Genomic DNA, 12,303 nt, shown 5'->3' with positions numbered 1-12,303 from the left:
CGGTACCCGCGCGGCACTACTGCCCAGCCGCTGCGGGCGATCCAATGATGTGCCCTTTCCCTTCTCTTCGGTGTTTCCTTCTTGCTGCGTACTGCTGTCGCGGTCATCACCGGCTGGAACCCTTTCCACCGATCGGCCCCAGCACGCGTAACACCGCGGGCCACTGCCCGGAACCCCTTGCGTTGATCGGTCCCGGCCACCTGGCTGTCTTCACTGCATACTGCGATCTATCCAACTACGGGTACTGCTGATACTGCGGACTACCTGACTACTGCGTACTACCTTGCTTCGCGGGCATTCGAACTCCGCCCACGTCCTGCACTGCTTCACTTCACCGGGACCGTTACCTCTGACTTCATCTTCACAACCCGGTCCCGGGCACTGCTTCGGTCACCAGCCGAGACCTGTTCACTGATTGGCCCCGTCCTGCCTGACCGCTTGTCTCACTTCGCGGGTAGTTACGTCCTCTCCCGCGCCTGCTTGACGTTGTCTCTCTCGGTACGAGGAGAACTCTACACACACCCGGCGCCGAATGTCTACTCCAGCCGCCGTAGATTTACTACGTGACCCGAACGAGGAAGGGCACCTCGCAGAGTCGCAGGTGAGCGCCCGGGTGGATGCCCACAGCACTCACCCGGACAGCGGAGGGCAGCGCGATGAGTGACCAGGTGGCCGGCGGCGGTGTCGGCGACGAACCCGCGCGACGGCGTCCGCAGGGGCCGGCACGACATTTCCGCCCGGCTGATCCGGCTCTTCGAGAAGTTCGGCTGGGCCACCGAAGTCCGCCGGCCGAGACCCGAACGCCCGGCCCGCGAACTCGACCCGGGCTGCACCCCCGCACCCCGCGGGTTCGGCAAGCTCGAACCCGGCCGGCCTGCTGAACCCCGCCTGCAAGCACCGCAGGACCACCCAGCCGACGGCAGCTGAGCCGAACGCAAGGTATCGTTCCCGGCGGCTCGAACTTGTTTAGCGCGCGCACGTGCGGGCATCTGTGTCGAGCAGTGATGAGCGGTCGCCCCCACTCCCGGCGACGCAGGATTGGGGAAGGACTTCGATGGCTATATCTCCGGCGGACGTCGACGCGGGCGCCCGCGCGACGTCGCGTAACGACTTCGGTGATCTGATTCGCCTCGTGCGGAATGAAGGCCTGCTTGATCGCCGTTACGGTTACTACGCGGTGAAAATCAGTCTCACCCTGCTCGCGCTGGTCGGCGGGTGCGTGGCGTTCGTGGTGCTGGGCGATTCGTGGTGGCAGCTGGCCACGGCGGTCTTCTTCGCGGTGATGTTCGCCCAGATCGCGTTCCTCGGCCACGATGCGGGACACAACCAGATCTTCCGCGGCGGACGAGCGAACGACCGCGCCGGCTATGCCTTCGGTGCCGTCGTCGGCATGAGCTACGGCTGGTGGATGGGCAAGCACAGCCGGCACCACGCCAATCCCAACCACGAAGGCGACGATCCCGACATCGACATCCCGCTGCTCGCCTTCACCCGGGGACAGTCGGCCGAGAAGAGCGGTTTCGTGCGCTGGACCTCGAAGCACCAGGCGGCGTTGTTCTTCCCGTTGCTGTTCCTCGAAGGACTGAGTCTGCATTGGTCGGGCATCCGTGCCGTGGCGCGCGGCGACATCAAAGCCCGGTGGCTGGAAGCGGTGTCGCTGTTCGTGCACTTCGGTGTCTACCTCGGTGCGGTGTTCGTGGTGTTGTCTCCGCCGGTGGCGGTCGCGTTCATCGCCGTGCACCAGGGACTGTGGGGTGTCTACATGGGCTGCTCGTTCGCGCCGGGCCACAAGGGCATGCCGACCTTCACCGACAAGACCAAGCTCGACTTCCTGCGCAAGCAGGTCCTCACCAGCCGCAACATCCGCGGCGGCCGGTGGGTCGACTTCACGCTCGGCGGGCTGAACTACCAGATCGAGCACCACCTGTTTCCCGCCATGCCGCGCGCCAACCTGCGCCGTGCGCAACCTCTGGTGCGTGAGTTCTGTGCCCGCCGCGGGATCGACTACGCCCAATGTGGACTGCTGAAGACCTACTACTACGTCCTGCAGCACCTGCACGACGTCAGCGCACCCCTCCGGACCGGTGGTTGAGGTGGTGTCCGGTTGGCTTGGGCGCTACCTCCGGAGGGTCTTGACCAGTGCGGCCACGTCGAGCTTCCGGGGCTTGGGCAGCCACGTCGGCTGGTCGGCGCCGCGCGGGGAGAGCACGTTCAGGTAGTGGTGCGGGGTCCGTGACAACGTGATGTTCTCCGTGACGCCCTGGTAGATCCCGAGCGGGGTGAGCGACGTGAACAGCTGCGGGTCGAGCAGTTCGTGCTCGCCGCCGCTGCCGACGGTCCGGCGGACGTAGTCCCAGTCGAAGAAGCCGAGCGTCACCGCCCACATCGCCGCGCGCGTCAGCGACACGTGCACGCGGTAGCTGCCGCCCTCGGTGGCGCGGCGAACCAACGCCGCCATGGCGCCGGTCGCGCCGAGCCAGGCGACCAGGTAGTCGTTGATGATCGACGTCGGCGGCAGCTTCGGCTCCTCCAGGCTGCCCTCCGCGGCGACCATGCCGGTCACCGTCCCGGCGACCTGGTCGAAGCCGACGCGCCGGGCCCAGGGGCCGGTCTCGCCGTGGCAGCTGGCCGTGACGTGGATCAGGCCGGGCCGGACGGCGAAGGCCTGTTCGGCGTCGACGCCGAGTTCGGTGAGCAGGCCGGGGCGGCGGTTGGCGTAGAAGATGTCGGCTTCGCGCAGCAGCGCGCGCAGCGTCGCTTGCCCGTCGGGGTCGCGGACGTCGAGACGGGTCGAGCGGACGCCGACGTTGGCCGTCGCGATCAGGGGGTCCTCTTCGAACTCCGTGGCGCGCCAGACGTTGAGCACGTCCGCGCCGAGGGAGGCCAGCGAGCGGCCGATGCCGGCACCGGCGATCACGTGCCCCATGCCGAGCGCGCGGATGCCGGACAGCGGGTGGGTGCCCCACTCCGGCAGCGGTTCGGGCTCGGTGTCGGCGACCTTCTCGATCTCGATCAGCGGCCGGGACGCGAGGTGGTCGAACACCGGCTCTTCGACGAACTCCTCGACGCTGCGGACCTTCGCGAAGACGATCCCGTGCTGCTCGCCGAGCGCTTCCAGCTCGTCGGCGCTGTGGCGGGCGATGGCGCGCCCGAGGGCTTCGGGGTTGTCGGCGCAGTCGAGGACGGCGAGCATCTTCGACTTCAGCCCGGAGTAGATGTTGACCGGGATGACACGGCGGCCGTCGCGGGTGGGGTAGAAGGCGAAGTGGGCGCCGATCGAGCGGTCGGACATGGCGGCGGGATAACCGTTGAGGGTCTCCCACTTCATCTCGGACGCCGGGGCGAGGCGGCGGATGGCCTGGCCGAGGTCGACGGTGATGGCCTGGCCGAGGCCGGTGCGCATCCGCCACAGCTTCGCGGCGATCACCGACTGCTGGGCCAGCGCGACCGCGGCGGCGCCGCCGATGCGCAGGGCGCTGGGCATCAGCGGGTCGCGCTTGAGGAACGTGACCGTTCCGCCGCTGTCTTCCGGCGTGAAGCCGAGCGGGTCGAGGATGGCGCGGAGTTCGGCGTGCGGGTCGAACGCGTCGTCGGTGGCGCGGTGGTGGACGGCCTCGAGCATGGCGGCGCGCAGGGCCTGTGGGTCGGTGGTTTCCACTGTGGGCTCTCCGGTCAGGGCAGCAGGGCGGTCGGGACGTCGACGTGGCGGGCGCGCAGGAACTCGCCGAGGGACTTGCCGATCTGGTCGAGGGCGAGGTTGGCGGAACCGCTGGGCGGGAAGTAGCCGCGCAGCACGAACGAGATGCCGTGCAGGTTCGGCTGTTCGTAGCGTTCGATGTCGACGGCCTCCGGGCAGCCGAGCAGCTCGCGGAGGCGGTCGGCGGTGAGGAATCCCGCGAGCCACGGCCACCCGGCTACGTCCCGTGACCACACGCCGAGGTTGGCGTTGGCGCCTTTGTCGCCGGTGCGCGCGTAGACGATCTGTCCGAAGGGGACGGTCGTGGTGGGACCGGAGGCTGTCGTGGGGCTCGCAGGGGTTTCGGGCTGGCCGGTGAAGAGGACGGTGTCCGGTGGGGGAGCGATGTCCAGCACCCGGCCGTCGGGCAGGTGGACCTGGTGGTGGAGGTCGGCCTGGCGCACGAGCCCGGGCCAGTAGTCGATCCGCGGCCGGCCGCCCATCGAGTACATCTGGGTCATGTCGATGTAGAAGCCGGGGATGCTGCCCAGGCCGTAGGAGCAGAACTGGTTCAGGAACCCGGACACCGTCTTCTGGTCCGATGCGGCGACGGCGAGCTGGACCGCGACGGTGGCCTGCCACTGGGTTTTCGGGTCGGGGACGGGCTGCCCGCAGACGAAGAAGTGCAGCTCGTCGACCGGGTGATCCTGGCGCGTCCGCTCGGCCTGGGCCTTGAGCACGTCGATCTTGGCGTCGACGTCGAGGCCGGTGGGGAAGAGCCAGGTCGCGCCGCGGTAACCGCGCTGGAAGTTGACGCCGACCTTGGTCGTCCGGGACGCGGCGCTGCCACGGGCGCCGGTGACGCGCACGCGGTCCGGGCCGTTCTGGGCCAGCGTGATCGAGTCGGTGTGCCAGGTGACGTCCGGGTTGAGGTAGCGCGGGCCCTGGATCTCGTACATCAGCTGCGCGGTGACGGTGTCGACGGTGACCGCGCCGCCGTCGCCGGCTCGTTTGGTGATGACGAAGCTGCCGTCGTCGGCGACCTCGGCGATGGGGAAGCCGGGCAGGGTGTTGTCGGCGATCCCGGTGAAGCCGGCGAAGTTCCCGCCGGTGGCCTGCGGCCCGCATTCGATGATGTGCGCGGCGGCGGTCGCGCCGGCGATGCGGTCGAGGTCCTCGCGCTCCCAGCTGTGCCACCACGCGGCCGGTCCAGTGACGAGGGAGGCGTCGGCGACGCGGCCGGTGATGACGATGTCGGCGCCTTCGTCGAGGGCGGTCTTGATGCCCCAGCCGCCGAGGTAGGCGTTGACCGCCAGCAGCTCGACGGGATCGATCTCCAGCGCGGCGCCGGTTTCGAGGTGGTTCAGCTGGCCGTCGGCGATCAGGTCCTTCGCGGTGTCGGTGAGGTCGTCCCCGGTCACGTACGCAACCTTCAAGTCGAGGCGTTGGTCGGTCACTTCGGCGCGGATCGCCTCGGCGAGACCCGCCGGGTGGTAGATGCCGGCGTTGGTCACGACCTTGATCCCCTTCTCCGCGATCGCGGGCAACTGGGGACGCAACTGGCGGAGGAAGAACTCGCTGAAGAATTCGCGCCGGGCCTCGCGGTTGCCGTGGAAACCGGCGACCACCATCGACATCGTGATCTCGGCCATCGAGTCGCCGATCACGACGTCCACCGGATCGCCTTGCACGGCTTCTTCGAACGCGGAGAACCGGTCGCCCATCGCGCCGGAGAAGTTCGCGATCCGGACGGGATGCCCCATGTCGGCCACCTCATTTCATTGACACCTGTCGCCGAAATCGACGCTACTGCTATCGTTGACACGTGTCAACGAACGAGGCTCTCCGGGCACCGGCCCGCACCGGCAGCGCCGATCCCCGCGCCGCGCGGGTGCGCGACCAGCTGCGGCGAGCCGCGTTCGACCTGATCGAGGAACGGCGGGTGGAGCGGATTTCGGTCAGCGACATCACCCAGCGCGCGGGCGTCAGCAGGCAGGTCTTCTACCAGCACTTTCGTGACCGTGACGACGCTGTCGCCCAGGCGGTGGCGGCTTCGTTCCGGGAGCTCGCCCCGGACGCCGAGGCGGAAGACCCGCGCGCGGTGATCCACCGGTTGTGCGACTTCGCCGCCCGACACGCGGATCTCTACCGCAACCTCTACCCGAGCGCGGCGTCCCAGCAGACGGCGAACGCCTACCGCGACCTGCTGCACCCCGCGTGTCTCCGGCTCGTCGAACACCTGCCGGAGCCGTCGACGCTGGCCGACTTCGTCCTGGGCGGCATCATCGAAGTGGTTCGGCTTCCGGCCGAAGGGCCGGACACCCCGGCCACGACCGAGTCCCTGCGTCGCCGAGTCGACGCCTGCCTGGACGTCTTCGGTGGGAGCCGACGCACCTTCACCTGAAAGCCTTCAGGTGGAGCTGCCGAACCGAACTCTGCGTCAGCCGGAGGCGCGCGCTGCCGCCGCGTTGAGCAGCTCGGTGGCCGTCGCGCAGGCCTCGTCGGTGATGATGTGGTCGGCGCCGGGGTCGATGCGCAGGTCCACCTGCGCTCCGGCCTGCCGCAACAGCGCGGCCGTCTCGTCGACCCGGTGCCGGGGGACCCACGGGTCGTCCTCGATGCTCCGCAGCACCACGGGAACTCCGCTCAGGGCCTGGCCGCCCGGCACCGGCGGCGCCGTGCCGAGGTAGCCGCCGGTGAACAGGACGAGCCCGGCCAGCGGGCGCGGGGCGCTCAGCACCAGGTGCGACAGCAGGCAAGCGCCTTGGGAAAAGCCCCACAGCACCACACGTTCACCGTCGAAACCGGCCTCGGCGAGCCGGGCGAGGGACGCTTCCAGCACCTGCACCGACCGGTCCAGCGCCGGCTGGTTGCGCTCGACCGGCTCCAGGAACGACAGCGGGTACCACGTGTTGTCCTCGGCTTCCGGCGCGAAGAACCGTGCTGACGCCGTAGCGAACCGGTGAGCCGTCGCCTGCATGAAGGCCGGGTCCTGACCGCGGCCGTGCACGGCGAGCACGGCCAGTGCGGCCCGGTCCGCCGGGGCGCCCCACTCGACGAGGAAAGGGGTCACGTCATCACCGCCTGCTCGTCGAGCGGCACGGGCGGTGGACCGCGCGGCCAGGTCCTCGGGCATCAGGGTGTGTCCTGCAGGTCGAGGAACACCCACCGCGCGCCGGGTGCCAGGCCGCTGAGCAGCTTGCCGCAGTTCTGCAGCACGACCGGGCTGGAGGTGATGTGCTGGGTGCCGGCGTGCAGGTCGCGGAAGAACCGTTGCAGGACACCGTGGCGAAGGGCCGCTGTCGCGGCCCATTTGTAGACGGTCTGGCCCACGGCGTGCACCGACCACGTGGTGTTGTTGAGCATCAGCCGCGTCAGCGTCTCCTGCTCGGTGTCCAGCGGCTCGCCGCGGTCCAGGGTGGCTTCGTTCCCGGCCCAGACGTCCATCGCCCACGCCTGCGCCGCGCGCAGTTTCGCCTCGGCCTGGGCGTACTCGGCGTAGAACTGCTGCGTGTCGACCGACGCGCCTGGGCTGCCGGTCTTCTTGGCCGCCAGCACTTTCATCTCGTCGAGCATCCGGCGGCCGACCCCGAGCGCCCACCCGGTGTGGCAGACGCCGGCCATGTTCGCCAGCCCCATGCGGTAGATCGCGCCGCCGTGCCGGACCTCGGTGGTCGCGATGCCGTACACGTGGCTCTCCGGCACGAAAACGTCCTCGCACACGTAGTCGTGGCTGCTGGTCGCCCGCAGGCCCATGACGTCCCAGTTGTCGATCACGGTGGCCTGTTCCTTGGGCAGCGTGAAGACCAGCGCCTCGCCGGTCTCCGCGCAGAGCGCCGCGGTGTGGATGTGGGTCGCCATCGAGATCCCGGACGCGAAGTGCCAGTGCCCGCTGATGCGGTAGCCGCCGTCCACCCGCACGGCCGTGCCGAGTTTGGTGCCCTGGCCGGCGATGAGCGCGTGGTCGCCGTGACCGGCGTCCGGGTACAGGTCCGCGGCCGCATCCGGACCGAGGTAGGCGCCCGTCGTACCGGTGACCATCTGCACGGCCATGAAGGCCCAGCCCACCGAAGCGTCCGCATAGGACAGTTTGGCGATCGTGTCGATCACCTGGCGTGGCGAGAATTCGTAGCCGCCGAGTTCGCGGGGGATGCCGACCTTGAACGCGCCGGTGCCGTGCAGGGCCTTGGCGGGTTCGTCGGGGACGCGGCCGAGGACCTCGCCCTGCTCGGCGTTTTCCTCGATGACCGGCGTGATGGCGTCGAGCCGTGCCATGAGCGCGTCGAATTCGGCGCTGACGTGCAGCTGGTTCATGATGTCCGTCCTCGGATGGGCAGGGTGGTCAGGATCCAGTCGATGACGGGTTTCACGGTCTCGTCGGAGTTCGCCTCGAAGATCAGGCCGTGGCCGTTGCCGGTGATGCCGAAGTCCGGCAGGTGCAGCTGCCGGGCGCGGGCCCCCGCGGTGTTCAGGAACTCGACGATCTGCGGGGCGAACCCGGCGAAGGCCGACGCGCCGCCGGTCACCACCGCGACCGGCTTGCCCGCCAGCGCCGGGATGCGCCGCCCGCCGACCGCGGCCGGGTCGTCGGCCGGTGGATCGTAGGTGATCTCGGCGCTGGTGAGGCCCCAGGTCAGCGTGCCGAGTCCGGGGAACCGGGCGAACGGGGGACCCATCGGTTCGATCGCCGCGATCGCCGCGACCCGGTCCGGCCGCGCGTCCGCGGTCAGCCAGCCGACCGGACCGCCCGCCGAATGGGTCACCAGCACGGCTTCGCCCACGATGTCGAGCAGCCTGCCCAGCCGGTCCGCGTCCAGGCGTTGCGATTCGGCCAGGTCGGCGGGCAGTGGTCCCATCGGGCAGAGGAGCTGGTCGACGTGCTCCGGCCCGTAGGTCCACTGGGTCTGCTCCTCACGCGCTTCCTCGGGGAGGAAGAGCGCTCGCGCCGCTTCGTACGGGAACGGCGGGCCCATCGGGCCGACGACGTCGGGGTGGTACGGGGAGCGTCCGTGCCCGCAGCGGTCGACGACGTAGACCGCGAAGCCCGCTTCGACGAACCGGGTCGCCCATCCCGGCCTGCCGTCGGGGGTGCCGGTCCAGTCGGTGCCCTGCCCGCCGCCGCCGTGCACGAGCACGAGCGGGAGGGGATGAGCCTCTCCCGGTGGCGCTTCCCACTGCACGAACAGCGGCGCCCGCTGCGCCGTCCCGTGCTCGGTGCGCATTCGCTCGCCGGGTACCCAGAACTGCCCGCGCCGGACGGTGATTTCGTGTCCGCCGGCCACGTGCGGAGCTGTCATGGTTGCCGCCCTCAGATGTCGATCGGTTCCAGCCGGCCCAGGATTTCGTCGCGGCGGTGTTCGAACTGTTCCGGCAGCTGGAAGCGGGTGCCGAGTTCGTGCGGGGACTCGTCGCAGGTCCAGCCGCCGTCGGCGTGGGTGACCGCGAGCTCGAACAGCGCGCCGCTCGGGGTGCGCACGTAGACGCTCTTGAAGTACTTGCGGTCCTTCAGCTCCGAGATGTCGGTGTAGCCGCGCCCTTCGATCTCGAACTTCAGCGCGTCCTGGTTCTCCAGGGTGGCGGCGTTCCACGCGAAGTGGTGGTAGGTGCCGGCGCCGTAGCTCCAGGTGCCCTGGTCGTCGGTGCGGTTGACGGTGATCTCGAGGTGGTTGCCGTGCTTGGCGTCGCCGATCCGCAGCCCGATGACGTCGCCCTCCTCGGCGAGGCCGTCCTGGGCGAAGAACGACTCGCCGGCGAACTCCACCATGCGGTCGGGCGTGGCCATGTGCACGCCCACGCCGTGGATGCCGTGGATCGCGTGCTCCGGCGGCACCCCGTGACCGGGGTGGCCCACTCGCTCGTCGCCGCTGTTGCCGACGAGCAGGTACTCGATGCCCGACGGGTGCCGGAACGCGAGCCGGCGCTTGCCGAACCGTTCGACGTCGGTGACCTCGACGCCGTGTTCGGTCAGCCTGCCGTGCCAGAAGTCGAGCGAGTGCTCCGGGACCGACAGCAGGACCTCGCGAGCCTGGTTGGTGCCGCGCTTGCCGAAGAACCCGGCCTGCGCCCACGGAAAGGTCGTGACCACGCTCGACGGGTCGCCCGCGGCGTTGGAGTAGTACAGGTGGTAGATCGGCAGGGAGCCGTCGAACAGGACGGTGCGCTTGATGAAGCGCATGCCGAGGATCTTGACGTGGAAGTCGACGTCTTCCTGGGCGTCCGCGACGGAAAGCGTCACGTGGTGCGAACCGTGCACGTAGGTCATGGGTGGCTCCTCCACACTGAGATGTCCGCCGAGGCGAACTGTAGGAACGCGGCGGGCCGGCGTGTGGCGCGAGAGCGCACGGCGATGTCGAACCAGCGCACTGGTCTGCGGCGGGGGCTCTGGGTACCGTGTGCTGAACGACCCGTGGAGATGACGATGACGTCATTCACATCGCTACCGGGACAGTTCACCGGCGTGGCGCCGCGACCGATCACGCTCACGTCGTGGGCGGACGCCGTCCGGCGCAGTGTGCTGAGCTTCGAGTTCGACTGCGACCGGCCCGACACGTTCACCGGCCGGGTCCGGGACCGCCACCTGCACGGCGTCAGCTTCGTCGACATGGCCTCCGGACGGCATGCGGCCTATCGCGACCACCGTACGATCCGCCCCGCCGACGCCGGGTTCTACGTGCTCACCCTCCAACTCGCCGGTGACATCCGCATCGCCCAGGACGGCCGCGTCGCCGCGCTCAAGCCCGGACTGTTCGCTTTGTACGACTCGGGCAAACCGGCCACGCTGACCGTCGGCGACGGCTACCGCTCCACCTGCATCCGGTTCCCCAAGACCGCGATCACCCCCCGCGAGGACGATCCGCTGGCCGAGATCACCGCGACGCCGTTCGCCTGCGCACCGGGACTCACCGACACCGTGTGGAGCACGGTGGTCAGCGTCAACCGCAACCTCGAGTCGCTCGGCCCGCACGGGCCCACCGCCGTCCGGTCCCTGATGACCCTCGTCGGCACGATGCTGCGCGGCGAACTCGGGCACCACGTCCCCGTGCGGTCGCCGCACGAGGAACTGCTCGAACGGATCCTCGGCCACATCGACGCCCACCTGTCCGACCCCGATCTCGGCCCCGGCCCGATCGCGGCCGCGCACTTCCTCTCACCGCGGGCCTTGCACACGCTGTTCGAGCGAACCGGCACCACGGTGTCCCGCTGCATCCGCGAGCGGCGCCTCGACCGCTGCCGGCTCGACCTGGCCGACCCGGCCCTCGCGCACGTGCCGGCGTCCGCCATCGCCGCACGGTGGGGATTCTCCGGCGCGTCCCACTTCGGGCAGGTGTTCAAGCGGGAGACCGGAGTGACGCCCGCGGAATTCCGCAGGCAGGAGTCGGCCGGGCCGGGCCACGAGTTCAGGCCGGGTTCGCCGGCGCCGCGCGTGCGGTAAGGCGCATTTACGGAACCTGACCGGTGATCGGCTCCGCTACTCGAACACTCCGTAGCCCGGGACGGCGTGGGCCCGGACGCCGGCCATGTCGAGCTCCACGCCGATGCCGGGCGTGTCGGGAAGCGTGATGTAGCCGTCCTTGACGATCGAGCCGCTCCCGTCGGGGGCGTGGACGTAGCTGTCCCACACCGCGCGCTCCTCGAGGGCGTGCCATTCCTGGACGAGGAAGTTGGGGATCGCTCCGCACTGGTGCGACGTGGCCATCGTGCCCAGCGGCGTCGACACCAGGTGCGGGGCGAACGGGATGTAGTGCAGCTCCGCGAGGTTGGCGATCTTCTTGGCCTCGGCGAGGCCGCCGCACTTCGGCACGTCCGGCTCGATGACGTCCACGGCGCCGCGTTCGAGCAGTTCGCGGAATCCCCAACGCAGGTAGAGGTTTTCGCCCGCGCAGATCGGCGTGCGGGTCTGCTCGCGCACCCGTACCAGCGCGTCGATGTTCTCCGCCGGCAGCGGCTCCTCGAGCCACATCAGGTGGAACGGCTCGAGCTCCCACGAGATCCGGCACGCGCTCGGCACGTCGTAGCGGGCGTGCAGGTCGATGGCCAGGTCGACGTCCGGTCCGATCGCTTCCCGGACAGCGGCCACGCGCTCGACCATCGAGCGCAGCTCGGCGGAGTTGATCGTGTGGTTGAAATCGTCGAACTTGGCCGGGTGGCGCAGATTGTCGATGTCGAACTTGATGGCGGTGAAGCCCTCGGCGACCATCCGCTGGGCCCGGTCGACGCACCCGGCGATCGAGCCCGCCGGGTCGTCGCCGTCGCCGCAGTCGGCGTAGAGGCGGATCCGGTCGCGGAACTTCCCGCCGAGCAGCCGGTAGACCGGCTGACCCGCGGCCTTGCCCGCGAGGTCCCACAGTGCGAGTTCGATCCCGGACAGGGCGATCACGAACACCCCGCTCTGCGCACCCGCGAAGACCTTGCTGCGGCGCAGTTTCTCCCAGCACCGTTCGACGTTGCGCGGGTCCTCGCCGATCAGGAGCGGCGTCAGGGACTCGATCATCCCGACCACGGCACCCGCGCCGGCGTCGGGATTGGCCTCGCCGAACCCGCTGAGGCCCTCGTCGGTGTCGATCCGCACCAGCGTGGCCTGACCGTGGTAGGCCACCACCGCCGTCGTGACGTTCACGATCCGCATT

Annotated in this window: 10 protein-coding genes and 1 pseudogene; 4 read left to right on the top strand and 7 right to left on the bottom strand. The window is 69.6% G+C overall.

The window, feature by feature from the left end:
- Window positions 1-699: 699 nt before the first annotated feature.
- Window positions 700-927: pseudogene (locus AB0N03_RS26620) on the top strand (acyl-CoA desaturase); the annotation flags it as partial.
- A gap of 127 nt (window positions 928-1,054) precedes the next feature.
- The gene (locus AB0N03_RS26615; protein WP_364377073.1) at window positions 1,055-2,092 is read left to right on the top strand and encodes an acyl-CoA desaturase; all 1,038 of its coding nucleotides are present in this window, start codon (window positions 1,055-1,057) and stop codon (window positions 2,090-2,092) included.
- A 24-nt stretch (window positions 2,093-2,116) separates the two neighbouring features.
- Here the strand turns inward: AB0N03_RS26615 and AB0N03_RS26610 are convergent, their stop codons facing one another.
- Window positions 2,117-3,658 carry a CoA transferase gene (locus AB0N03_RS26610; protein ID WP_364377072.1) on the bottom strand — a complete coding sequence of 514 codons (1,542 nt, stop codon included), beginning with the start codon at window positions 3,656-3,658 and terminating at the stop codon, window positions 2,117-2,119.
- A gap of 14 nt (window positions 3,659-3,672) precedes the next feature.
- Complete coding sequence (locus AB0N03_RS26605; protein ID WP_364377070.1) at window positions 3,673-5,439, bottom strand: acyclic terpene utilization AtuA family protein; 1,767 nt, start codon at window positions 5,437-5,439, stop codon at window positions 3,673-3,675.
- A gap of 62 nt (window positions 5,440-5,501) precedes the next feature.
- On the opposite strand from AB0N03_RS26605, the gene AB0N03_RS26600 reads away from it, so the two are divergent.
- On the top strand, window positions 5,502-6,080 hold the full coding sequence (locus AB0N03_RS26600) for a helix-turn-helix domain-containing protein (RefSeq protein WP_364377068.1): 579 nt from the start codon (window positions 5,502-5,504) through the stop codon (window positions 6,078-6,080).
- Window positions 6,081-6,116: 36 nt separating this feature from the next.
- On the opposite strand, the gene AB0N03_RS26595 is transcribed toward AB0N03_RS26600, so the two are convergent.
- The 4 genes from AB0N03_RS26595 to AB0N03_RS26580 all read right to left on the bottom strand — a co-directional run bounded on the left by AB0N03_RS26595 (window position 6,117) and on the right by AB0N03_RS26580 (window position 9,938).
- Window positions 6,117-6,749 carry a dienelactone hydrolase family protein gene (locus AB0N03_RS26595; protein ID WP_364377066.1) on the bottom strand — a complete coding sequence of 211 codons (633 nt, stop codon included), beginning with the start codon at window positions 6,747-6,749 and terminating at the stop codon, window positions 6,117-6,119.
- Window positions 6,750-6,811: 62 nt separating this feature from the next.
- A complete protein-coding gene (locus AB0N03_RS26590; RefSeq protein ID WP_364377064.1) occupies window positions 6,812-7,990 on the bottom strand; it encodes an acyl-CoA dehydrogenase in 1,179 nt (392 codons plus the stop codon).
- Window positions 7,987-8,973 (bottom strand): alpha/beta fold hydrolase, encoded by a 987-nt coding sequence (locus AB0N03_RS26585; protein WP_364377062.1) that lies wholly within the window; start codon window positions 8,971-8,973, stop codon window positions 7,987-7,989. The genes AB0N03_RS26590 and AB0N03_RS26585 overlap by 4 nt, the downstream gene beginning before the upstream one ends.
- Window positions 8,974-8,984: 11 nt before the next feature.
- A complete protein-coding gene (locus AB0N03_RS26580) occupies window positions 8,985-9,938 on the bottom strand; it encodes a VOC family protein (RefSeq protein ID WP_364377060.1) in 954 nt (317 codons plus the stop codon).
- Between the two features lie 156 nt (window positions 9,939-10,094).
- On the opposite strand from AB0N03_RS26580, the gene AB0N03_RS26575 reads away from it, so the two are divergent.
- Complete coding sequence (locus tag AB0N03_RS26575; RefSeq protein ID WP_364377058.1) at window positions 10,095-11,108, top strand: helix-turn-helix domain-containing protein; 1,014 nt, start codon at window positions 10,095-10,097, stop codon at window positions 11,106-11,108.
- A 36-nt stretch (window positions 11,109-11,144) separates the two neighbouring features.
- Here AB0N03_RS26575 and AB0N03_RS26570 read toward each other — a convergent pair whose 3' ends face one another.
- Window positions 11,145-12,302, bottom strand: coding sequence for a mandelate racemase/muconate lactonizing enzyme family protein (locus AB0N03_RS26570; RefSeq protein WP_364377056.1), 1,158 nt, complete (start codon window positions 12,300-12,302; stop codon window positions 11,145-11,147).
- Window position 12,303 lies beyond the last annotated feature (1 nt).

This window comes from Amycolatopsis sp. NPDC051061 (assembly GCF_040682935.1).
Taxonomy (GTDB): domain Bacteria; phylum Actinomycetota; class Actinomycetes; order Mycobacteriales; family Pseudonocardiaceae; genus Amycolatopsis.
This window is presented reverse-complemented; position numbering and strand designations above follow the sequence as displayed.